Origin of the sequence: Bradyrhizobium jicamae (assembly GCF_018130215.1) — a bacterium.
In the GTDB taxonomy this organism is placed as follows: Bacteria; Pseudomonadota; Alphaproteobacteria; order Rhizobiales; family Xanthobacteraceae; genus Bradyrhizobium; species Bradyrhizobium jicamae_A.
Window position 1 is genome coordinate 39,573 of sequence record NZ_JAFCKQ010000035.1, and the last position, 21,558, is coordinate 61,130.

Consider the following 21,558-nt stretch of genomic DNA (forward strand, 5'->3'; position numbering starts at 1 on the left):
ATCTTGATTGGGGAGGATCGGGATTGGCGATCGGCAGGCGATCGCGAGTTCAGCCCTGTGCGGGGGCCCCCGCCAGCGCGACCTGGGCCGCCATCTGCGCCTTGAGGCGTCGCGCCTTGCTGCGCTGAAGCCACGACGACGTCGCCCGTTCAGCGGTCGCCTTGATCGACGACAGGAAGCCGAACAGTGTGAGCAGCGCGCCGAACAGCCACATCGACAGATTGAATGCGCCCACAGTGAGCAGCAACGCGCCGCGTCCAAGCAGTTTTATGATCGCGCGCGTCTGGCCGCCCTTCGCCTCCGCAATGCGCGCCGCGCGCGCGATCTCCTGCGGATTCTCCGCGACCTTCAGCGTATCCCGCGCGGCGCGCAGGCCGGCCGCTTCGCCCACGCGTCCGACATCCTTGGCGAGGCGAACCAGACCGCCCGCCTTGTCGGGGCGGAACGCAGCGCGGATCGCGCTTGCAGTCTCCACCGGCCGCCACACCGAGCCCGACGCAACCGCCTGCTCGAGCACTGGTCCGTCGACGACGTCGCGCGTCGAACGACCGGCCCATTCGATCAGGCCCTCGCTCAAGCGGCCGGCCTTGCGCGTATCCTTGACCAGCGTCAATCCGGCGCGCAGCGGCGCGGCGCTGCCCACCGAGACATAGGCCGCGGCCGTCACGGCGAGCCCCGCGGCGGCAAGCCCGAGCACGAGACGATCGGTCTCCTCGCCCATGGCCAGATGCTTGCCCTCGCGCACCACGTCCCTGATGTCACCGAACACGAACAGATCACCCGCCACCGTGCCGGAGAGGCTCGCGACATCCTCGGCATTGCCGGTGACGAGGCCGGTCGCAAATCCCTTGGCGAAATGCGTCGTCGAGGCCTCGTCGGCCGTCGCGTCGTCGACGCGCTTGGTGAGGTCGTCTGCGAGCGGGATATTGCTTTCGCGCGCGAGCGCCACGAAGCTAGCCGCGAGATCGGAATCACCGGAGGCCAGCGCCGCCTCGATATTCTCCGAGACCAGCGCCGGATTGCTGCGCAGAGTGGAACTCAGCCTGATATCGGTGAGTGCAACCGGATCGTCCTGCGCCGCCAGCACGGTGCCGGCATCGTGGGCATGCGGCCAAACCGCCGTGCCCACGGCGGCGCTTGCTGCCATGCCCGCCACCGCGAGGCTGAGCCACACCCGGTTCATTCGCGAAAACCTCTGGTTTATCTCGCTGTTTTAATTCGCCTTGGAAATAGTGTGCCGTTTTTGCGACACAACGGCTCCGACCAAAGAAGGGCTTCTCTGGGACGACAAGATTGTGTCGAATTTGCAAGAGCAAATCCGCGGCCGGGGCTACTTGGAATCAATTGTTCCCGCCAGTATGGTGCGCGGCATTTCGCAATGCCGCGCGATGCTGACTGCCTCCGCCCGCCGTTGCCATCCAAGGTGAGAATATGTCCGACCACGTCGTCCCGCACTTCCATAACGATGCCGGTGTCTCAGTGATCGAGATCGGCTCGCAGGAGTTCATGTGCGTGGGCGCCAACCCGCCCTTCGATCATCCGCACGTGTTCCTCGACCTCGGCAACGACAGCGAGATCATCTGCCCGTATTGCTCGACGCTCTATCGCTTCGCGCCCGACCTCAAGCCCGGCGAAGCACGCCCGCCGGAATGCGTCCTGAAGGACAGGGTCGCCTGACCGCCCCGTGGCGCTGACGCGAACCGTCATCGTTGCAGGCGCCGGGATCGGAGGACTGACAGCGTCGCTGACGCTGGCGGCTCAAGGCTTTCGCGTCGTGGTGCTGGAGAAGGCCGACCGGCTCGAGGAGGCCGGTGCCGGCATCCAGCTCTCCCCCAATGCCAGCCGGATCCTGGTCGAGCTTGGCCTGGAGCAACGGCTTGCGCCGCGCGCGGTGACCCCGGAAGCGGTCAGCATCATGAGCGCACGGGCCGGCGGCGAGATCGCCCTCATGCCGCTCGGCGAAGCCGCTGCGTTCCGTGCCGGCGCGCCCTACTGGGTGATCCACCGCGCCGATCTGCAGGCCGCGCTGGTGGCCGCGGTCAGCGATCATCCCGACATCGACCTGCGCCTCGGCTGCCAGTTCGAGGATGTCACCAAACACGCCAAGGGGCTGACGGTGGTCCAGCGCCGCGGCAATGTGAGGCAGCAGGAACTGGCCGTGGCGCTGATCGGCGCCGACGGCATCTGGTCGTCGGTGCGCGGGCATCTGTTCCCGGACGTGCAGCCGAAATTCTCGGGCCTGATCGCCTGGCGCGGCACGCTCGAGGCCAATGCGCTGCCGCGCGAATACACCGCACCGCGGGTACAGCTGTGGATGGGGCCGAACGCGCATCTCGTGGCCTACCCGATCTCGGCCGGGCGCCAGATCAACGTGGTGGCGATCGTCTCCGGCACCTGGAACCGACCCGGCTGGAGCGAACCCGGCGACCTCAACGAGATCAAGGACGCCTTCGCCGCATCGCGTTGGCCTTCGGCGGCGCGGATGCTGCTCGGCGCCGTCGACGGCTGGCGCAAATGGGCGCTGTTTACGCTGCCCGATATCGGCGACTGGAATGCGGGTTCGGTCGCGCTGCTCGGTGACGCCGCGCACGCAATGCTGCCCTTCGCCGCACAGGGCGCCGGCATGGCGGTCGAAGACGCCGCGGTACTTGCCAAGTCGCTGAGCGACTTTACCGGCGAGAACACATCAGGCATTCCCGAAGCGTTGAAGCGCTACGCGCGAATGCGGCGCGCGCGCGTGCTGAGGGTGCAGCGGACCGCGCGTCAGCAGGGACGCATCTATCATCTGACCGGGCCGGCCGCGATCGCGCGCGATCTCGCAATTCGCGCGATCGGACCGGAGCGCATGCTGGCGCGACAGGACTGGATCTACGACTGGCGGGTGTGAGAACCGCGGACCGGAGCCTTTTCGGGCGAAGTGGCCATCGGTTCGCTCGAAAACGCTTAATGGATCAGCGGACGCGGCGGCCTCGTGCTCTTCGCGTTCGGGGCGGGCGTTGCCGCCGGCGCAGGCGTGGCGCTTGCCGGCGACGTCTCATGGCACTTGCCCTTGCGCCAGGCTTCTTCGGCGTTCTTCTGCTGGCCGCGGATCGCAATGAGCTCGTTGCGATAGGCCATTTCGGCAACCACGGTGCCGCCCACGCCGGTCTCCGCCTTGGCCATCAGGCCCTCCTGCTCGGCGGCACGGCCGGCCAAGGCCTTGCGCTCGGCCTCGAGCTGCGTGCAGTCATAGAGCTCGTACTTGGCGGGATCGGCAAAGGCGGGCGAAATGGTGTCGCCGACCTGCGCACAGCCGGACGCGCCGACGGCCAACGCGAGCAGCGCAACCGAAAGCGCCCCGCGCGACAGGCTCGGGCGGCGAGAAAAGCGAACGAACATCCAGCCTTCTTAAGCAGACAGTGTTGAGATTGCCTAAAGCAGCCGCCGGTGTCCGGATTGAGGCTTCATCACGGCAGCGCGTTGCCCTTATCCTGCAAACCACGGGTAATGCAAATGGTATTGCCGGCCGCTGCGCTAAACCATTGAAACCGCGTCTGTTCACGGCGGATATTGCCAATTCCGTTTCCGCGCCAAACGCGCTAGATATCGGCGCGCCTGGCGCAATGCGGACGTGGCGGAACTGGTAGACGCAAGGGACTTAAAATCCCTCGATGGCAACGTCGTGTGGGTTCGACTCCCACCGCCCGCACCACGCTTCGCCCTGTTGGCTGCGCGTGGCGCAGCCGCGATGTGAGCTGCTTGCATTCGCCGCGTGCGGCCTGTCGCGCTAGCGCTTCGACTTCCTGGCTTTTGCCTTCGATTTCCTTGCCGTCGTCGTGGCCGTTGCCCTTGCGGCTTTGGCCGACTTCTTTGCTTTTGCCTGTTTCGGCGATTTCTTTGCTGGCTTGCTGGCAGATGTCTTCACTGCCTTTTTCCTTTTCGCAGCCGCTCTGGCAGGGCTGGATTGTGGTGCCGCTCCGCGGTGGGCGCGCGGCGGCACCGGCTCTTCCATCCAGAAATCCAGCTCCTGCTCCTTGCCGCCACCCGGCTTCCAGCCGTCGAGCGAATAGATCTGATCCGGATTGCCGCGGCTGCCGAGATAGCCGCGCCAGGAATAATGGTCGTAGACGCCGTTGATGTGCAGCGCATAGGCCTGCGCCAGCGCCTTGTTGCCGCGCACGATCACGAGGTTCTCGTCGTTCTTCTGCGACGCGGAGACAGAGAAATTGTGCGACCCGGTGATGACGGCGCAATCGTCGGAGAACGGATCGATCACGATGGTCTTGGAATGCACGATCGCGATCATCCCGGCCTTGCGGATCTGCGAGACGCTGAACTCCACGTCGGCCCATGACGGCTCGTTGGTGGCGCTGACGCCGTGCGGCAGCTGGACGTCGTCATGGAAGGATTGCGCCGGCGCGCCCGATTTCACGACCTCGCCGCCGACCGAGACGATGTCACCGTTCTTGCTGGCCATCACGGTCGAAACCACGCCACGAACGTAGATGTCGTTCTGCTGGGCGCGGTCCAGCAACGCCTCCAGCAGTGGCGATTGACCCGGCATGAACATCAGGAAGAGCGCGCCGCTCTTTGCGTTCCCGATCAGGTCCAGCACCGGTTGAAACTCCGCCTCGCCGTTGGTCGCTGCGAAGTAGAGCGAAATGTTGCCGTCAATGGTCGGAGTGGAATTCGAAGCCTTCAGGGCGGGCGGCATGGCGTTGCCGTCCGCCACCAGCTTGCCCCACTGGTCGAGGAAGCGCTCCGCGATAACGGCGTTCTCGATGATCAGCACGTTGTTGAGCTGCGTGCACAACCCGGTGGTCGTCCAATTGGTGCTGCCGGTCAGGACACGGATGGCGTTGCCATCAGCGTCGCTCTCGACGACGAACTTGTTGTGGACGCTGGGCGACGACCTGCCCGCATTCGACAGGTCGCGGTGCTTGACCGTGAGACCCGCTCCGCCGAGCTCTCCCGCGATGTCCGGGTTGGTTGCGCTGCCATTGCCGAGCAGGACATTGCCGCGCGCTCCGAACGGTTTCAGCGCACCGACCAGCTCCTCATCGTTCATCTCGTAGATGGCGGCGTGAATCCGGCTGCCGCGGAGGTCGGCATCGTGCAGAAAGGCCAGGATCTCGTGCCGGGCGTCGCCGGAAAGGTAGCGCCGCGCCTGGTTGGCCGGGTCGGAAAGACCTTTGACGAAATTGCGCAGCGAATCATCCGAGGTATCGCCGTGCACGAAGCGGCTGACGATCTGGGACATCAGGGTGCCACGGTTGAAATAGGCCGACAGGCCGCCCCCCGCGTCGCCCGAGGCGACAACCGGCGCGGTCCAGGCCGACACCGAGGCGGGATCGGGCGTGAACGTCCCGTTCGCACCGTCTTTCATCGCAGTGACCCGGTACGAGACGTTGTCGGTGTCGACGACGCTGTGATCGGTCCAGATGCAGCGCCGGAACGGCGATTGCGTCGACGGGATACCGCCGTCCGCCACGGGTTTCTCGCCGGGCTGCGGCGGGATGCGGTTGGTCAGCACGATCGATTGCTGGGTGATGTTGTTGCGCCGCTCGAGCTGGAAGCCGACCCAGTCGTTCGGCCAGGTGTCCGGCTGCCAGGCGACCAGGACGTCATCGGCGTTCGCATAGGCCTTGACATTGATTGTCATCAGAGTCCCCCGGGAGCCAGGCCAGATATCCTCAAGTGCGAAACAACGGACGTCATCGTCTCACAACTGAAGCGGGCATTGCAGATATGGTACAAATACCGGTCACATCACACAATAGCGCGACAACCCGGGGAGATTTGTGAAATACATGACAACTGGCCGCGCAAATCGGCTCGCGGCGCCAGGCGGGTTCGAGCGCTAATCGAACGCCAGCCCCGGCTCCCTCCCCTTTTTCCACGGCCTGTTCGCTCAGCGCCGCCTGCGACGACCGCCCGCTGAGGGCTGATCGATGCGCCCCTCCCGCGTCACGGTCACCGTGTCTCGAACGATGTCCTCAAAGCCACCGTCGAATGGTACTGTGAACGAGTCGATCGTCAGCTTCTCCGTCGTCACGGTGACACGCAGAAAGCCAGCGCTGTCCTGATCGTAATAGTTGAGATCGAGATCAAGGTTCTCATCGTGTGTCGACACCGTCGTCACCGGCACGGTCGGATACTCTCCATCATCGCTCTTCTGGAGCTTATGAGCGAGACGGTCGGTATTGGCATATCCACCGCGACCGTCGATCACATAGGGGATTTGACGGTTGCTGTACCGTCGCGTGAAGCGCTGCATGTTGTGGACATGACCCGATACCACGGCATGGGGAATCACACCGGTATGCACCATCGCTTGATCGAGCGCCGCTGCGATGTCCGGATAGCCGCCATGCGTCTTGTCCAGCGAATAGGGCGGATGATGCACGGCGACGACGATGAACCGGTCGTCCGATTTGAGGCTGGACAATTGCTCCTCCAGCCAGCGCTGCTGCTCGAATGCTCCACGCGCATCGAGCGTGCCCTCGACATTGGAGTAGAGACCGATAATCGTGACCAACGGCGCGTCTAGCGTCCAGTAAACATAGGGCTGCGTCATCGTCGCGCGGTAAGCGCCGATCTGGTGCGCTTGCGGCGCGCAAAAATTCTCCGTGAAGCCGAACAGTGATGGTTCGGTGTCCGGTGGATCGTCCCTGCGTACCCGCGTGTCACCGTCATGATTGCCAGGAATGGCGAAGATCGGCGCCGGGTAATATTGATATGGCTCGTAGAACTGCGCGCCATAGAGTTCGCTTTGCCCATTGAAATAAACCACGTCGCCGACGTGATAGAGAAAGGAGGGTTGGTCGGCGCCTTTTGCGGACTTGATCTGATCTTCCATCGCCTCGGCGACGGCCACCTGAACATCGTCACCATGAATGCCGCCGGAGTCGCCGATAACGTGAAACACAAGCTTCTTCGCCGTCGCAGCCGCCGCTGCCACGTCCGGCACGACGACCCGTAGAGGAAGCGTCAGATTGACGTTGTTCGTAAACGGCGGCTTTTCGAAATGCGGATTGTTCTTGGGATTCGAAATCGGCTCGAGAAACGGACGCCTTGTCTTCGCGAAACGGCTCGCGGGTGCCGCATTCGGGTTCGGGACGAGGTGATGCATGGCCATGATGACCTCCTTGGACTATCCTTTGTAGTTGTAAAACTACATGATATGTTCTTTATGGTTGTAATCACAAGGAGAATTGCAAGAGACGCAATCGTAGATCCGGCAAGATAGCGCCGACGGAGGCCTCCCCCTTCCTGAGTGCGCTGAAATATCGCAGTTGCGTGAACCTGTTTCCGGTCCTCCCGAAACAGGAAGAGCAAAGACCCAACTCGCCGTCGCAGCGCGGCGATAGCAACCCGGCTTACTCGAACGACAGCCCCAGCCGCCTCTCCTTTTTCCACACGACGTGACAGGCGTGGCGCTCGCCGTCGACGACGAGCACGAAGCGGTCGGGAAACCAGAGCGGCGAGTTGATTTCAACGCCGGCGCCTTGCGGCGAGAGGCTCCGGACGATGCATGGGATCGCTTCGTGGCCGAACTCGATCGTCCCTGATTTGAGGACGCGGCGCCGCGCCGTGGCGCGCCGTTGGTCGGTCGGCACCGGCTGCTGTGCGCCGGACGGCGCGGGCTTCTTGTCTTCGGGCATGGCTCGGTCGCGGTATGCACGGACGCGGCATTCAAATTACGGCGTCAGGCTGACACCGGGCTTACAGGACGTCGACGCCCCCGGGCACCGTCCGACCCAAGGCCCGAATGCCAGCGGGTTGCGCAGCGATGCCTGCGACGTGAGCGCTCCGCTCGGCATCAGGCACTGCGATCACCACGTCGTGTTGTCAGGCTTGTGGCGCACTTCACAACCCGCGATGGAATTTCATCGTATTGTGCGCGGGCCGGAAACTAGGGCCGCAAATTGCGCGGCTGACATATCCCAAGTCCTGTTTCAGTTGGAGATTAGTTCATGGCAATTGTCGATCTTGACCGGACTGCCTATCGCGGCGCGCGCGACCGTGACGGGTGGGCACTGTCACGTTACCTGATCGTGGCCGTCATGTTCTTGCTGGCCCTGTATCTGGCAGCACTGTCACCAGGCACTGCTTCGGGCGATCTCGCGTCGATGACCGTGTTTCCGTGACGCCTTCCACAATCTCCCTGGAGATCGCCATGAGCGACTACGGCGACGACGCCGGCCATTGCAGCAACGGATTGAGCTCGCGGAAATTCCTTGACGCCTCGCCCGAGGAACGCACCGTCTATCGGCGATGGATTCGCGGCGCGGGCGCCGTTTACGGCATCCTGTTCCTGGCGGCAGGCGTGTTGGCCTGGATCGGCAGCGCGCACGTCAACGCGATCGAACTCACCAGCGGCTCGACCAACAGCCCTGTCCGATCGGCGGACGCAAGTTGGGCGGATGCGCACTTCTAGCAATTTCGGTTCTGGTTGAGTCAGGACCGAAGGCGCGGCAAGACTTCCCTGCATACACGAAAATGGCCGGGACTGAGCCCGGCCATTGCGCGTCGATAGTAAGGGTTCGCTTTTGCCCTACTCCGATTTGTCGATGTTCCAGAAGATCGGCGTCGCCGGACCGTCGAGCACGCCGGTGAGCGACTTCCGCCACGCGCTGGGCGCCTGGTACTGGCCGAGCGGAATGTAGATCACCTGGTCGTAGGCTTCCTTCTGGATCTCGGCCGCGATCTTCTTCTGATCATCCAGCGACGTCGCACGAACGAAGCTGTCCTTCAGCTGCTCGATCTTGGGGTCCTCCGCCCAGCCGAACCAGCCGCCATTCTTGCCCTGCCCGCCGATCGAGAGATTGGTGACCGGGTTGGAGACGTCGGCGCTCACCCAGTTGGTGAAGAACATGTTCCAGCCGCCATCCTTGGGAGGCTTCTGGCTGGCGCGACGGCTGACGACGGTCTGCCAGTCGGTCGCCTGCAGGTCGACCTTGAAGCCTGCCTCGCGCAGCTGCTGGGCGACGACGACCGGCTGCGCCTTCAGCGTGATGACGTCGCCTGGCGCCATGATCACGACCGGCGTGCCGTCATAGCCGGATTCGGCGAGCGCCTTCTTGGCCGCGGCCATGTCGCCGCCCTTCAGCAAAGTCTCGCCGCCGACGTCGGTCGCGAACGGCGTGTCGCAGATGAAGAAGGCGACGCAGGTCTTGTAGTATTTGGGATTGCCGACCAGAGCGTCGAGCACGTCCTTCTGATTGATCGCGAGCAGCGCGGCGCGGCGCACCTTGATGTTGTCGAAGGGCGGATGGAGGAAGTTCATCCGTCCCAGCGTCTGGAAGCCGAACTTGTTCAGCGTCTCGACCTTGAGATCCGGGTTGCCTTCAAGGACCGGCAGCAGTTCGAAGGATGGATTTTCCATGAAATCGATGTCGCCCGACTGCAGCGCGTTGATCGCGGTCTGCGCGTCCGGCATCGTCAGCCACTCGACGCGATCGACCTTGACGACCTTGCCGCCGGCGGTCCAGCTCGCCGGCTCCTTGCGCGGCACATAGTCCTTGTTCTTCTCATAGACCGCCTTCACGCCGGGCTGGAATTCGCTGGCCACGAACTTGAAGGGGCCGGAGCCGATCTGCTCCGGGATCGGCTTGTCCGGCGGCGTTTCGGCGAGACGCTTCGGCATCATGAAGGCCACGCGCGATGACGGCTTGCCGATCGAATCGAGCACCAGGCCGTAGGGCTCCTTCAGCTTCAGGGTGATCGTCTTGGCGTCGGTGGCTTCCAGGCTGGCGGTGAAGTCCATCAGCTTCTGGCCCATGCCGTCGACCTTGGCCCAGCGCCTCAGCGAGGCGACGCAGTCTTCCGCAGTAACGGGCGTTCCATCGTGCCACTTCAGGCCGTCGCGCAGCGTGAAGGTGTAGGTGAGCTTGTCGTCGGAGACCTTCCAATCCGCCATCTGCGGCTGGATCTTGAAATTGGAATCGGTCGCGATCAGCGTGTCATAGACCATGTAGCCGTGGTCGCGGGTGATGTACGCCGTGGTCAGGATCGGATCGATGATGCGCAGGTCCGAATGCATCACCGCGGTGATGGTCTTGCCCGCGGCCATGGCCTGCGGCACGAACGACATCTTCTGCGGCGCGAACGACAGCGCGAGCGCCGTCAGCGCGGCCGCTAGCGTGTAACGCTTCCAACGCGAATTTTGGACCATTCAATTCTCTCCTGACGTGTAACTGGTCACAGCCGGCATATTCGTTATGCATGAGGTTCGTTATTTAGGCGAACTAACATGCTGTATGGCTTGTGAAATCGAGACTTGCACCAAGTGCTGTGCGCGTCAATCCGGTTTTGGTCGAGGTCGGACGTACACAAACGAATTGTCCGGCGCGTCGCATTTTGGCTTTACAAAATCGCCGCCTGAGATTTTCGTAGGCGCGCGCGATGCCGGCGCGGTCAAACAACAAGAGAGAAACGTCATGAACCCAGCCAATCTCCCCTTTGATTCCGATGCGATGCTGCAAGGACTCCGCGGCTGGGTGGAATGCGAAAGCCCGACCTGGGATGCGACCGCGGTCGAGCGCATGCTCGACCTCGCCGCACGCGAGATGGCGATCATGGGTGCGACCATCGAGCGCATCGCCGGCCGTCAGGGTTTTGCCGGCTGCGTGCGCGCTCGATTTCCGCATCCGAAGCAGGGCCAGCCCGGCATCCTGATCGCCGGCCATATGGACACCGTGCATCCGGTCGGCACGATCGAGAAGCTGAAATGGCGGCGGGAGGGCAACAAGTGCTTCGGCCCCGGCATCTTCGACATGAAGGGCGGCAACTATCTGTCGCTCGAGGCGATCCGCCAACTGGCGCGCGCCGCGTTCACCACGCCGCTGCCGATCACGGTGCTGTTCACGCCCGACGAGGAGGTCGGCACGCCGTCGACCCGCGACATCATCGAGGCGGAGGCGGCGCGCAACAAATACGTGCTGGTGCCGGAGCCGGGCCGGCCGAACAACGGCGTCGTCACCGGCCGCTACGCGATCGCGCGTTTCAACCTCGAAGCCACCGGCAAGCCGAGCCATGCGGGCGCAACACTCTCCTCGGGACGTTCGGCGATCCGCGAGATGGCGCGGCAAATCCTCGCCATCGACGGCATGACGACCGAGGACTGCACGTACTCGGTCGGCATCGTGCATGGCGGCCAATGGGTCAATTGCGTCGCCACGACCTGCACCGGCGAAGCGCTCAGCATGGCCAAGCGCCAGGCCGATCTCGACCGCGGCGTCGAGCGAGTGCTGGCGCTGTCGGGCACGGCCAACGACGTGACCTTCAAGGTGACGCGCGGCGTCACCCGACCGGTCTGGGAGCCTGACGCCGGCACCATGGCGCTGTATGAGAAAGCAAAAAGCCTCGCGCGCGAGATGGGCCTGGCCCTGCCGCATGGCAGTGCCGGCGGCGGTTCCGACGGCAATTTCACCGGCGCGATGGGCATCCCCACGCTTGATGGACTCGGCGTCCGCGGCGCCGATGCGCATACGCTCAACGAGCATATCGAGGTCGACAGCCTGGCCGAGCGCGGTCGCCTGATGGCGGCGCTGCTGGCGACATTGGATTGAGATCGATTTGCACTGCACAACACATTGGCACAGCCGGATCGAAATTTGGCCTTGTTCAATTTTGAGGCTTCACATACGGTCCGGCCGTCCAATTCGACGATGCGGGAGAGATCGAAGCGAAGGCATCAGGCATTCGCGTCGGCGCCGACGGAGCAACCGCCCCGGAAACTCTCAGGCAAAAGGACTGTATCGTCAGGACGATCTGGAGAGAGACGGCACGGCCCAACATCACAGGCTGTGCGTCCACCGAAGGGGATAGTCCGCTTTTGGGTCTCGGCCCGGTGCGGATCAAGCTCTCAGGTACCGTGACAGATGGGGCGCCGTCGCCGGTTTTGACCGGCGGATCGGCGACTCTAACGCACGGGAGCCTGAGACCATCATGACACATATCGCCATCATCGGCGCCGGCATCACCGGCGTGACGACCGCCCATGCCCTGCTCGAGCGCGGCTACAAGGTGACTGTCCTCGACAGGCATCGCTATGCCGCGATGGAGACCTCGTTCGCCAATGGCGGACAACTCTCCGCCAGCAACGCCGAAGTCTGGAACAGCACCGCGACCATCCTCAAGGGCCTGCGCTGGATGCTCCGGAACGATGCGCCGCTGCTGATGAATCCGAAGCCAAGCTGGCACAAATATTCCTGGATGGGCGAATTCGTCGGCAGCATCGGCCGCTACCGCGCCAACACCATCGAAACCACGCGGCTAGCGATCGAGGCGCGGCGCCATCTGTTCTCGATCGCGGAGCGCGAGAACATCGCCTTCGATCTCGAACGCCGCGGCATTCTCCACGTCTATCACGACAAGACCGGATTCGACGCGGGGATGCGCGTCAACGCGCTGCTGCGGCAAGGCGGCCTCGACCGCCGGCCGGTGACCCCGGAGGAGATCCGCGCCATCGAGCCGGCACTGCAATCGTCCTGCTACGGCGGCTTCTTCACGCCGTCGGATGCGACCGGCGATATCCACAAATTCACCCGCGGACTGGCCGATGCCTGCATCCGCCGCGGTGCGCGCTTCGTGCACGATGCTGCCGTCGACGCGATCGCGCGGATCGACGGCGGCTTCGGCGTCAGTTGGCGTGCGACGGGATCGACCGACGCGGTCGCACCGGCGCGGCATGACCTTCAGGCTGATGGCATCGTGATCTGCGCCGGCGTCGCCAGCCGGCAGTTCGCGGCGATGCTGGGCGAACGCGTCAACGTTTATCCGGTGAAGGGCTATTCAATCACGGTACAGTTCGACGCGCCGCAAAGCCGGCAGGCAGCGCCGACCGTCAGCCTGCTCGATGAGGCCGCCAAGATCGTCACCAGCCGGCTCGGCGCGGACCGCTTCCGGGTCGCCGGAACCGCCGAGTTCAACGGCTTCAACCGCGACATTCGCGCCGATCGCATCCGGCCGCTGGTCGACTGGGTGCGACAGCACTTCCCCGCGATCGACACCTCGAAGGTCGTGCCGTGGGCCGGCCTGCGCCCGATGATGCCGAACATGATGCCGGTCGTTCGCGCCGGACATAGTCCCGGAGTGTTCTACAACACCGGCCACGGCCATCTCGGCTGGACCTTGTCGGCGGCCACGGCGCAGATCGTCGCCGAGGCGATCGACGACTGGAGCGGCCTTGGCGCGCCACCGATGGTGCCGTCGTCACCGGTCGATGCGAGCAAGACCAGCCACGCAGCTTTCCTCTAATTATCCAGGCAAAGAGGAAGAATATGAGCGTGCACGCGTCCGGCCCGGTCCGAATTCGCAGAGATTCGCCGCATGACAGGAACTAGCATCGTGGCGGGACGAAGCGTTTCATCGCGGGGGGGGGGGGAGACAATGCGCATTGGGTCGGCGCTGCGCGCCGCTTGTCGTGCGCGGACAACCAGTCAGCACGAACCGGTCAGCGCCGCATCGGTAGCGGGTATAACATCCCTCGCTTCGAGCCATGCGTTCAACTGCGCAACCTTGCCGTTCGGCCCTTGCGACGGCATCGCCCTTGGCACACTATTTGCCCGCCAAGTCGCGACTTGCGGGCCCGGTTTAGGAATAAAAGACAGGGAAGCGCATGACACAGATCAAGGGGACACCATGAACATGATGCTGCTCAGCGCTGGTTTTGCGCCGACGGGCGGCGGGAGATAGCGGCGATGCTGGGCTATCTCATCCGCCGCATCCTGGCAGCCATTCCCACCATGGGCGTGGTCGCGCTGTTCGTGTTCCTCCTGCTGCGGCTGACGCCGGGTGATCCCGCCGCGATCCTCGCCGGCGACAATGCAACGCCCGCGCAGCTCGAGCGCATCCGCACCTCGCTCGGCCTCAACGAGCCGATCTACATCCAGTTCTACACCTGGATCGTCAAGCTGCTGCACGGCGATCTCGGCGTCTCGCTGATCTCAAACGTACCGGTGCTCAAGATGATCGGCCAGCGCGTCGAGCCGTCGATCTCGGTCGCGCTGACCACCATCGTGCTGTCGATCCTGGTCGCGGTTCCGCTCGGCGTGATCGCGGCATGGAAGCACGGCACCTGGATCGACCGCTTCGTGATGGGCCTGTCGGTGCTCGGCTTCTCGGTGCCGGTGTTCGTGATCGGCTATGTGCTGATCCAGGTCTTCGCGCTCGACCTGCGCTGGGTGCCCGTGCAGGGTTTCAAGAGCATAACCGCCGGTTTCGGCCCGTTCTTCGAGCGCATCATCCTGCCGACCTGCACGCTCTCCTTCATCTATGTGGCGCTGATCGCGCGCATGACGCGTGCATCGATGCTGGACGTGCTCGGAGAGGATTACGTCCGCACCGCGCGCGCAAAGGGCATCGGCGAGACCGGCGTGCTGTTGCGCCACGCGCTGCGCAATGCCGCGGTGCCCGTCATCACCGTGATCGGCTCGGGTTTTGCGCTCCTGATCTCGGGCGTCGTCGTCACCGAGAGCGTGTTCAACCTGCCCGGCATCGGCCGCCTCACCGTCGATGCGGTGCTGGCGCGCGACTATCCCGTGATCCAGGCGATGATCCTCCTGACCTCGTGCATCTATGTCGGGGTCAATCTCCTGATCGACCTGGCCTACACCCTGCTCGATCCTCGTATCCGGTACTGAGCAATGGCGATCGATACCCTTCCCGAGTCGACACTTCCGGTCACCCGGCCGTTCCGGATGAAATTCGGATTCCTGACGGCGACCCCGATCATCGCGGTTGCGACGATCTGCCTCGTCCTCATCATCCTGATGGCGATCTTCGCACCGCTGCTGGCACCGCACGACCCGCTGCTGCTGACGCCGGCGCAGCGGCTGAAGCCATCCAGCGCCCAGTTCCTGCTCGGCACCGACGCCTACGGCCGCGACGTGCTGTCGCGCATCATCTACGGCGCGCGCATCTCGCTCCTGATCGGGCTTGGCGCCGCGGTCTGCTCGATCGTGATCGGGCTCCTGATCGGCCTCGTGTCCGGCTTCTTCCGATGGGTCGATGCCGTCATGATGCGGGTGATGGACGGATTGATGGCGATCCCGGCGATCCTGCTCGCGATCGCCGTGGTGTCGCTGTCGGGCGCCAGCATCTGGACCGTGATGGTCGCGATCACGATCCCCGAAATCCCGCGCGTGGCGCGGCTGGTGCGCTCGGTCGTGCTGACAGCGCGCGAGGAGCCCTATGTGGAGGCCGCGATCTCCGTCGGCTCCAGCCTGCCGAAGATCATGTGGCGGCATTTGATGCCGAACACGATCGCGCCACTGATCGTGCAGGGCACCTATGTCTGCGCCTCGGCGATCCTGACCGAGGCGATCCTGTCGTTCCTCGGCGCCGGCATCTCGCCGGAGACGCCGACCTGGGGCAACATCATGGCCGAGGGCCGCGCCTACTTTCAGGTCAAGCCGTCGCTGATCTTCTGGCCCGGCCTTCTGCTCTCGATCGCCATCCTCAGCGTCAACCTGATCGGCGACGCCGCCCGCGACGCGCTCGATCCCCGCATGAAGCAGCGTGAGGGCAAGTGACGGCTTCGCTCGCACTCCTCACAATGACGATCGGAACAATTCGATGACCAACGCCGTCCTCGATATCAGCAATCTCGTCGTCAGCCTCGGCAAGAAGACGAACGGCCCCCGCATCATCGATGACCTCTCGCTTCAGGTGAGCGAGGGCGAGACGCTGTGCCTCGTCGGCGAAAGTGGCTCGGGCAAGTCGGTGACGTCGCTGACGGTGATGGGCTTGCAGCAGAAAGGCATGCTGGTGCCGACGGCCGGCAGCGTCAAGCTGGTCGGCGAGGAACTGCTCACCGCCACCGACCGGCGCCTCAGGCAATTGCGCGCGACGCGGATGGCGATGATCTTCCAGGAGCCGATGACGGCACTCAACCCGGTGGTGCCGGTCGGCCGCCAGATCGACGAGGTGCTGCGCGCCCACACCGATCTCGACGGCCGCGCGCGGCGCCGGAAGATTTTGGCGATGATGGAGCACGTCCGGCTGCCGGATGTCGAGCGCATCTTCTCCTCCTATCCGCACCGCCTCTCCGGCGGGCAGCGGCAGCGCATCATGATCGCGATGGCGCTGGTGCTGGAGCCGAAACTCCTGATCGCGGACGAGCCGACCACGGCACTCGACGTCACCACCCAGAAGCAGATCCTCAGCCTGATGCGCGACCTGCAGCGCGACCACGGCACCGCGGTGCTGTTCATCACCCATGACATGGGCGTGGTCGCCGAGATCGCCGACCGCGTCGCGGTGATGCGGCACGGCCGGCTGGTCGAGACCGGCCCGCTCGACGACGTGCTGCGCGCGCCGAAGATGGACTACACCCGCAACCTGCTGTCCTCGGTGCCGAGCCTCGTGCCGCGCGCGCCGCGCGAGGAGAGCCAGGAGGCCGTGGTGCTGGAGGCCAACGAGCTCGGCAAGGTCTATCGCGAACGCTCGCTGTTCGGAAAGCCGCGCGAGGTCGCGGCTGCGACCAACGTCACCCTCACCTTGCGCAAGGGCCGCACGCTCGGCATCGTCGGCGAAAGCGGCTCCGGCAAATCGACGGTGGCGCGATGCATCGTCCGCCTGATCGATCCGACCTCCGGCGGCGTGCGCCTCGTTGGCCGCGAGATTTCCGAATTGTCGCGACGGCTGCTGCAGCCGCACCGCAAGAACATCCAGATGATCTTCCAGGATCCCTACCGCTCGCTCAACCCGCGCGTCACGGTCGGAGAGAGCATCGCGGAGGGACCGATCAACTACGGCATGCCGCGCAAGGACGCGCTGGCGCGGGCACGCGAGCTGCTCGAACTGGTGCACCTGCCGCCCGATGCCGTCTCGCGCTATCCGCACCAGTTCTCCGGCGGCCAGCGCCAGCGCATCGCGATCGCGCGCGCCCTGGCGCTCGATCCCGACGTGCTGGTCGCGGACGAGGCCGTGTCCGCGCTCGACGTCTCGGTGCAGGCGCAGGTGCTGGCCCTGCTCGATGAAATCCAGAAGCGGCTCGGCGTTGCGCTGTTGTTCATCACGCATGACCTGCGTGTTGCGGCGCAGATCTGCGACGACGTCGTGGTGATGCAGCATGGCCGCGTCGTGGAACAGGGGCCCGCGGCGGAGGTCTTGACCAACCCGCAGCAGGCCTACACCCGCGCGCTGCTCGAGGCCGCCCCGGGACGCGATTGGGACTTCGCGAATTTCCGCCCGGTTTCGGAAGCGGCGGAGTAGCGCCTCCGACAAAAGTATGTAGACCGGACGCAGCGAAGCGAAATCCGGGACTCGCCGTTCCCCGGATTGCGCTTCGCTGCAACCGGGCTACGTGTCCGACACGTCGCGTTGGGGCGACGGCCTCACTCGCAATGACGGACTGCGCTGAGGGCATGCAAATCCGGCAGTGCTCCACGGCTTGCGCTCGGCGCGACGACACGCTTAACGTCGCCGCCAAGATTGTACCGAGAGCAATTGATGACCCGCATCGCCGTTGGCGGCTTCCTGCACGAGACCAACACCTTCGCCCCGACGAAGGCCACCTATGACGACTTCGTGCATGGCGGCGGCTGGCCGTCGATGACGCATGGCGCCGACGTGCTGAAGGTCATGCGCAACATCAACGCCGGCCTCGCCGGTTTCGTCGAGACGGCGGAGGCCAATGGCTGGGAGCTGGTCCCGACGGTTGCCGCCGGAGCGACCCCGTCGGCGCATGTCACCGAGGCTGCCTTCGAGCGGATCGTCAGGGAGATGATCGATCGCCTGGAGGCGGCCGGACCGATCGATGCCGTCTACCTTGACCTGCACGGCGCTATGGTGACCGAGCACCATGACGACGGCGAGGGCGAGATCCTCGCTCGCATCCGCACGGTGATCGGCAATGACGTGCCGCTGGTCGCGAGCCTTGACCTTCATGCGAACGTCTCGCCCGAGATGATCCGGCATGCCGATGCGCTGATCGCCTACCGCACCTATCCGCATGTCGACATGGCCGCGACCGGCCGCGCCTGCGCCAGGCATCTGGCCCTGTTGCTGAAGACCGAGCAGCGCCTCGCGAAGGCGTTCCGGCAACTGCCGTTCCTGATCCCGATCAGCTGGCAATGCACCAGCGACCAGCCGGCCAAGGGCATCTACGAGACGCTTGCGGCGCTGGAGAGCGACGCAATCCCGACCCTGTCATTCGCGTTCGGCTTCCCGGCCGCCGATTTCAGGGATTGCGGGCCGAGCGTGTTCGCCTACGGACGAACCCAGGCCGATGCCGACGCTGCCGCCGACAGGATCGCGGCGCTGGTCGAGAGCCATGAGGATGATTTCGACGGCCGGATCTATTCGCCCGACGAGGGCGTTCGGCTGGCAATGGAACTGGCGACATCCGCTACGAAGCCGATCGTGATCGCCGACACCCAGGACAATCCCGGCGCCGGCGGCAATTCCGACACCACCGGCATGCTGCGCGCGCTGGTGCGCAACAAAGCGAGTGGCGCGACCGGCGTCATCTTCGATCCGCAATCGGCAAAGGCCGCGCATGCGGCCGGCGTCGGCGCCACCGTCACACTCGATCTCGGTGGCAAGTCCGGCATTCCCGGCGACGCGCCGTACCGCGAGGCCTTCGTTGTCGAGAAACTCTCGGACGGCAGGTTCGTCGCGCCGGGGCCGTTTTATGGCGGCCGCGACATGGACATGGGGCCGTCGGCCTGCCTGCGCATCGGCGAGGTCCGCGTCGTCGTCGGTTCCTACAAGGCCCAGCTCGCCGACCAGGCGATGTACCGCTTTGTCGGCATCGAGCCGACGGCGCAGAAAATCCTCGTCAACAAGAGCTCGGTGCATTTCCGCGCCGACTTCGAGCCCATCGCCGAGACGCTCCTGATCTGCGCCGCCCCCGGCCCGATGCCGGCGGATCCAGCCACCCTGCCTTGGAAGCATCTGCGTCCGGGGATCCGCATCAAGCCGAACGGCCCCGCCTTTACGCCCTCCTCCCCATCACGAAGCAACGGATAGACAGCTCATGCCAACCATCGAACGCATCGACAGCTTTGCAGACGAACTCACCGCGATCAGGCGCGACCTGCATGCACATCCCGAGATCGGTTTCGAGGAGATCCGCACCTCAGGCATCGTCGCCGACAAGCTGCAAAGCTGGGGCATCGAGGTGCATCGTGGCCTTGGCCGCACCGGCGTGGTCGGAGTGCTCAAGGGCAAGGGCAATGGCACCAAGCGGATCGGCTTGCGCGCCGACATGGATGCGCTGCCGATGGAGGAGAACACCAACCTGAAGTGGCGTTCGACCATTCCGGGCCGTTTCCACGGCTGCGGCCATGACGGTCACACCACGATGCTGCTCGGCACCGCGCGCTATCTCGCCGAGACGCGCAATTTCGACGGCACCGTGCACTTCATCTTCCAGCCCGCCGAGGAAGGTCTCGGCGGCGCGCGGGAGATGATCAAGGACGGCCTGTTCCAGAAATTCCCGTGTGACGAGGTCTATGGCCTGCACAATGCGCCCGACCTCAACCATGGCGAGATCGCGATCCTGCCGGGCCCGGCGATGGCCGCGGCTGACTTCTTCGACATCAAGATCCGCGGTTATGGCGCCCACGGCGCGATGCCCGAGCGGTCCAAGGACGCGGTGGTGATCGCGACCACCGTCGCCCAGACGCTGCAGACCATCGTCAGCCGCAACGTCGATCCGCTGGAGGCCGCGGTGGTCTCGATCACCCAGATCCATGCTGGCTCGGCCTACAACGTCATCCCCGGCGAAGCCTGGCTGTGCGGCACCGTGCGCACCTTCTCCGACGAAATCCGCAAGCTGGTCGCAAAGCGGATGCGCGCGGTCTGCGCCGGCATTGCCGCGACCTTCGACGTCGAGATCGACGTCGACATCCGCGATACCTTCAGCGTGCTGGTGAACCAGGAAGAGCAGTCGCGCGTGGTCGAGGAAGTCGCCCGCACCGTGGTCGATCCCGCCAAGGTGTTGACCCGCTCTACGCCCAAGATGGGCAGCGAGGATTTCGCCGACATGATGCAGGCCATTCCCGGCGCGTATTTCTGGATCGGCCATGACGGCTCGGTCCCCGTGCACAATCCCGGTTACGTTCTCGACGACAAGATCCTGCCGATCGGCGCCAGCATGTTCGCCCGCATCATCGAGAAACGCATGCCGGCAGGTGCCCATGCATAAGGCGAAGCAGGACACCATCACCTCGCTGCACGATCTGTCAGCCGTCGACCTGCTCGCCGGCTATCGTGCCAAGCAGTTCTCGCCGTCGGAAGTCCTCGAAGAGGTCATCGCCCACGTTGCGGCCTTCGAACCGCACATCAAGGCGCTTTACCTCTACGACCCCGACGGGGCGCGCAAAGTGGCGAAGGCGTCGACCGAGCGCTGGCAGCAGGGCGAGCCGATGGGCACGCTCGACGGCGTTCCCGCCACAATCAAAGACAACGTCGCCACCAAGGGCCAGCCGGTGCCGCTGGGCGCGGCGAGCGTCAAGCTCGTGCCCGCGGAGAAGGATGCGCCGCCTGCCGCGCGGCTGCGCGAAGCGGGCTGCGTCATCTTCTCCAAGACCACGATGCCCGACTACGGCATGCTGTCGTCCGGACTGTCGTCGTTCCATCCCCTCACCCGCAATCCCTGGAACGTCAGCAAGAACCCGGGCGGATCGAGTTCCGGCGCGGGTGCCGCGGGCGCTGCCGGATACGGTCCTCTGCATCTCGGCACCGACATCGGCGGCTCGGTGCGGCTGCCGGCTTCCTGGTGCGGCCTCGTCGCGCTGAAGCCGAGCCTGGGGCGCGTTCCGATCGATCCGCCCTATGTCGGCCGCGTCGCCGGCCCCATGACCCGCACCGTCGACGATGCCGCGCTGATGATGAGCGTGCTGTCGCGGCCCGACCGCCGCGACGGCATGAGCCTGCCAGCACTCGAGGTGAACTGGAAGGCGCCGGAGAAGTCGCCGCGCAAGCTGCGGATCGGCCTGATGCTCGAGGCGGGCGCCGGGCAGAAACTCGACAGGGAGGTGCGCGACGTCGTCGTGAAGGCCGCAAAGGCGTTCGAATCCGCCGGCGCCGTCATTACTGAGATCGACGGCATCCTGACCGAGGAAATGCTGGAAGGCCTCGACAATTTCTGGCGCGCGCGGACCTGGGACGATCTCTCGAAACTGTCACCGGCGGAACGCAACAAGACGCTGCCCTACATCCTCACATGGGGCGAGGCTGGCGCGAAGCTGTCGGGCGTGGACGTGGTGCGCGGCTTCAACATGACGATGGCGATACGTGCAGCCGCCGCAAAGCTGTTCTGCGAAGTCGACTATGTGCTTTCGCCGGTATCGCCGGTCGTCAACTTTCCCGCGGAGTTCGCCTCGCCGCTGAACGACCCCGCCAAGCCGTTCGAGCACATCTGCTATACCGTGCCATGGAATATGGCGGAGAATCCCGCCCTGTCGATCAACGGCGGCTACGACAAGACGGGCTTTCCGATCGGAGTCCAGATCATCGGCCGCCGCTTCGACGACATCGGCGTGCTCGGCATGGGCAAGGCCTTCGAGGGCCTGCGCGGCGCGCAGAAACCCTGGCCGATACCGCCGAAGAAGTAGCGTAGCG

At 64.7% G+C, this 21,558-nt stretch carries 18 protein-coding genes, 1 tRNA gene and 2 riboswitches; of the genes, 13 read left to right on the top strand and 6 right to left on the bottom strand.

Annotation, left to right across the window (positions count from 1 at the left end; all coding sequences use genetic code 11):
• Positions 1 to 49: 49 nt before the first annotated feature.
• On the bottom strand, positions 50 to 1,183 hold the full coding sequence (locus JQ586_RS28815) for a hypothetical protein (protein WP_212398005.1): 1,134 nt from the start codon (positions 1,181 to 1,183) through the stop codon (positions 50 to 52).
• Positions 1,184 to 1,431: 248 nt separating this feature from the next.
• Here JQ586_RS28815 and JQ586_RS28820 point away from each other — a divergent pair, with 248 nt between their 5' ends.
• Both JQ586_RS28820 and JQ586_RS28825 read left to right on the top strand, forming a co-directional pair.
• Positions 1,432 to 1,677: a zinc-finger domain-containing protein gene (locus JQ586_RS28820; RefSeq protein ID WP_212398006.1), complete on the top strand. Its 246-nt coding sequence runs from the start codon at positions 1,432 to 1,434 to the stop codon at positions 1,675 to 1,677.
• Between the two features lie 7 nt (positions 1,678 to 1,684).
• Positions 1,685 to 2,887: an FAD-dependent monooxygenase gene (locus tag JQ586_RS28825; protein WP_212398007.1), complete on the top strand. Its 1,203-nt coding sequence runs from the start codon at positions 1,685 to 1,687 to the stop codon at positions 2,885 to 2,887.
• 56 nt (positions 2,888 to 2,943) lie between these two features.
• Here JQ586_RS28825 and JQ586_RS28830 read toward each other — a convergent pair whose 3' ends face one another.
• Positions 2,944 to 3,378 carry a twin-arginine translocation pathway signal gene (locus JQ586_RS28830; RefSeq protein ID WP_212398008.1) on the bottom strand — a complete coding sequence of 145 codons (435 nt, stop codon included), beginning with the start codon at positions 3,376 to 3,378 and terminating at the stop codon, positions 2,944 to 2,946.
• 226 nt (positions 3,379 to 3,604) lie between these two features.
• Here JQ586_RS28830 and JQ586_RS28835 point away from each other — a divergent pair.
• Positions 3,605 to 3,691, top strand: a tRNA-Leu gene (locus JQ586_RS28835).
• Between the two features lie 75 nt (positions 3,692 to 3,766).
• Here JQ586_RS28835 and JQ586_RS28840 read toward each other — a convergent pair.
• The 3 genes from JQ586_RS28840 to JQ586_RS28850 form a co-directional block, all read right to left on the bottom strand.
• The gene (locus JQ586_RS28840) at positions 3,767 to 5,641 is read right to left on the bottom strand and encodes a phospholipase D-like domain-containing protein (protein ID WP_212398009.1); all 1,875 of its coding nucleotides are present in this window, start codon (positions 5,639 to 5,641) and stop codon (positions 3,767 to 3,769) included.
• A 249-nt stretch (positions 5,642 to 5,890) separates the two neighbouring features.
• The gene (locus JQ586_RS28845; RefSeq protein WP_212398010.1) at positions 5,891 to 7,117 is read right to left on the bottom strand and encodes a metallophosphoesterase; all 1,227 of its coding nucleotides are present in this window, start codon (positions 7,115 to 7,117) and stop codon (positions 5,891 to 5,893) included.
• A 241-nt stretch (positions 7,118 to 7,358) separates the two neighbouring features.
• The gene (locus tag JQ586_RS28850; RefSeq protein ID WP_212398011.1) at positions 7,359 to 7,643 is read right to left on the bottom strand and encodes a PilZ domain-containing protein; all 285 of its coding nucleotides are present in this window, start codon (positions 7,641 to 7,643) and stop codon (positions 7,359 to 7,361) included.
• A gap of 312 nt (positions 7,644 to 7,955) precedes the next feature.
• Here JQ586_RS28850 and JQ586_RS28855 point away from each other — a divergent pair, with 312 nt between their 5' ends.
• Together JQ586_RS28855 and JQ586_RS28860 are read left to right on the top strand one after the other, a co-directional pair.
• Positions 7,956 to 8,129, top strand: coding sequence for a hypothetical protein (locus tag JQ586_RS28855; protein ID WP_212398012.1), 174 nt, complete (start codon positions 7,956 to 7,958; stop codon positions 8,127 to 8,129).
• Positions 8,130 to 8,158: 29 nt separating this feature from the next.
• The gene (locus JQ586_RS28860) at positions 8,159 to 8,419 is read left to right on the top strand and encodes a hypothetical protein (protein ID WP_212398013.1); all 261 of its coding nucleotides are present in this window, start codon (positions 8,159 to 8,161) and stop codon (positions 8,417 to 8,419) included.
• Between the two features lie 117 nt (positions 8,420 to 8,536).
• Here the strand turns inward: JQ586_RS28860 and JQ586_RS28865 are convergent, their stop codons facing one another.
• The gene (locus JQ586_RS28865) at positions 8,537 to 10,156 is read right to left on the bottom strand and encodes an ABC transporter substrate-binding protein (RefSeq protein ID WP_212398014.1); all 1,620 of its coding nucleotides are present in this window, start codon (positions 10,154 to 10,156) and stop codon (positions 8,537 to 8,539) included.
• 265 nt (positions 10,157 to 10,421) lie between these two features.
• Between JQ586_RS28865 and JQ586_RS28870 the strand changes: the two genes are divergently transcribed.
• The 8 genes from JQ586_RS28870 to JQ586_RS28905 all read left to right on the top strand — a co-directional run bounded on the left by JQ586_RS28870 (position 10,422) and on the right by JQ586_RS28905 (position 21,551).
• Complete coding sequence (locus JQ586_RS28870; protein ID WP_212398015.1) at positions 10,422 to 11,552, top strand: M20/M25/M40 family metallo-hydrolase; 1,131 nt, start codon at positions 10,422 to 10,424, stop codon at positions 11,550 to 11,552.
• A 92-nt stretch (positions 11,553 to 11,644) separates the two neighbouring features.
• Positions 11,645 to 11,749, top strand: a riboswitch (glycine riboswitch).
• A 3-nt stretch (positions 11,750 to 11,752) separates the two neighbouring features.
• Positions 11,753 to 11,866, top strand: a riboswitch (glycine riboswitch).
• A 65-nt stretch (positions 11,867 to 11,931) separates the two neighbouring features.
• Positions 11,932 to 13,242 (top strand): D-amino acid dehydrogenase, encoded by a 1,311-nt coding sequence (locus JQ586_RS28875; RefSeq protein WP_212398016.1) that lies wholly within the window; start codon positions 11,932 to 11,934, stop codon positions 13,240 to 13,242.
• A 443-nt stretch (positions 13,243 to 13,685) separates the two neighbouring features.
• The gene (locus JQ586_RS28880; protein ID WP_212398017.1) at positions 13,686 to 14,627 is read left to right on the top strand and encodes an ABC transporter permease; all 942 of its coding nucleotides are present in this window, start codon (positions 13,686 to 13,688) and stop codon (positions 14,625 to 14,627) included.
• A 3-nt stretch (positions 14,628 to 14,630) separates the two neighbouring features.
• Positions 14,631 to 15,518: an ABC transporter permease gene (locus JQ586_RS28885; protein WP_212398018.1), complete on the top strand. Its 888-nt coding sequence runs from the start codon at positions 14,631 to 14,633 to the stop codon at positions 15,516 to 15,518.
• Positions 15,519 to 15,561: 43 nt separating this feature from the next.
• Positions 15,562 to 17,202 carry an ABC transporter ATP-binding protein gene (locus tag JQ586_RS28890; RefSeq protein WP_212398019.1) on the top strand — a complete coding sequence of 547 codons (1,641 nt, stop codon included), beginning with the start codon at positions 15,562 to 15,564 and terminating at the stop codon, positions 17,200 to 17,202.
• A 237-nt stretch (positions 17,203 to 17,439) separates the two neighbouring features.
• On the top strand, positions 17,440 to 18,960 hold the full coding sequence (locus JQ586_RS28895; RefSeq protein WP_212398020.1) for a M81 family metallopeptidase: 1,521 nt from the start codon (positions 17,440 to 17,442) through the stop codon (positions 18,958 to 18,960).
• 7 nt (positions 18,961 to 18,967) lie between these two features.
• Positions 18,968 to 20,140 carry a M20 aminoacylase family protein gene (locus JQ586_RS28900; RefSeq protein ID WP_212398021.1) on the top strand — a complete coding sequence of 391 codons (1,173 nt, stop codon included), beginning with the start codon at positions 18,968 to 18,970 and terminating at the stop codon, positions 20,138 to 20,140.
• The gene (locus JQ586_RS28905) at positions 20,133 to 21,551 is read left to right on the top strand and encodes an amidase (protein WP_212398022.1); all 1,419 of its coding nucleotides are present in this window, start codon (positions 20,133 to 20,135) and stop codon (positions 21,549 to 21,551) included. The genes JQ586_RS28900 and JQ586_RS28905 overlap by 8 nt, the downstream gene beginning before the upstream one ends.
• The last annotated feature ends 7 nt before the right edge of the window (positions 21,552 to 21,558 follow it).

What these genes read in the sequence shown, in the direction of transcription:
- JQ586_RS28845 (WP_212398010.1), bottom strand. Translation starts at nt 7,117, where the DNA reads ATGGCCATGCATCACCTCGTCCCGAACCCGAATGCGGCACCCGCGAGC.
- JQ586_RS28855 (WP_212398012.1), top strand. Translation starts at nt 7,956, where the DNA reads ATGGCAATTGTCGATCTTGACCGGACTGCCTATCGCGGCGCGCGCGAC.
- JQ586_RS28885 (WP_212398018.1), top strand. Translation starts at nt 14,631, where the DNA reads ATGGCGATCGATACCCTTCCCGAGTCGACACTTCCGGTCACCCGGCCG.
- JQ586_RS28870 (WP_212398015.1), top strand. Translation starts at nt 10,422, where the DNA reads ATGAACCCAGCCAATCTCCCCTTTGATTCCGATGCGATGCTGCAAGGA.
- JQ586_RS28890 (WP_212398019.1), top strand. Translation starts at nt 15,562, where the DNA reads ATGACCAACGCCGTCCTCGATATCAGCAATCTCGTCGTCAGCCTCGGC.
- JQ586_RS28905 (WP_212398022.1), top strand. Translation starts at nt 20,133, where the DNA reads ATGCATAAGGCGAAGCAGGACACCATCACCTCGCTGCACGATCTGTCA.
- JQ586_RS28830 (WP_212398008.1), bottom strand. Translation starts at nt 3,378, where the DNA reads ATGTTCGTTCGCTTTTCTCGCCGCCCGAGCCTGTCGCGCGGGGCGCTT.
- JQ586_RS28865 (WP_212398014.1), bottom strand. Translation starts at nt 10,156, where the DNA reads ATGGTCCAAAATTCGCGTTGGAAGCGTTACACGCTAGCGGCCGCGCTG.
- JQ586_RS28875 (WP_212398016.1), top strand. Translation starts at nt 11,932, where the DNA reads ATGACACATATCGCCATCATCGGCGCCGGCATCACCGGCGTGACGACC.
- JQ586_RS28850 (WP_212398011.1), bottom strand. Translation starts at nt 7,643, where the DNA reads ATGCCCGAAGACAAGAAGCCCGCGCCGTCCGGCGCACAGCAGCCGGTG.
- JQ586_RS28900 (WP_212398021.1), top strand. Translation starts at nt 18,968, where the DNA reads ATGCCAACCATCGAACGCATCGACAGCTTTGCAGACGAACTCACCGCG.
- JQ586_RS28815 (WP_212398005.1), bottom strand. Translation starts at nt 1,183, where the DNA reads ATGAACCGGGTGTGGCTCAGCCTCGCGGTGGCGGGCATGGCAGCAAGC.
- JQ586_RS28880 (WP_212398017.1), top strand. Translation starts at nt 13,686, where the DNA reads ATGCTGGGCTATCTCATCCGCCGCATCCTGGCAGCCATTCCCACCATG.
- JQ586_RS28895 (WP_212398020.1), top strand. Translation starts at nt 17,440, where the DNA reads ATGACCCGCATCGCCGTTGGCGGCTTCCTGCACGAGACCAACACCTTC.
- JQ586_RS28860 (WP_212398013.1), top strand. Translation starts at nt 8,159, where the DNA reads ATGAGCGACTACGGCGACGACGCCGGCCATTGCAGCAACGGATTGAGC.
- JQ586_RS28820 (WP_212398006.1), top strand. Translation starts at nt 1,432, where the DNA reads ATGTCCGACCACGTCGTCCCGCACTTCCATAACGATGCCGGTGTCTCA.
- JQ586_RS28840 (WP_212398009.1), bottom strand. Translation starts at nt 5,641, where the DNA reads ATGACAATCAATGTCAAGGCCTATGCGAACGCCGATGACGTCCTGGTC.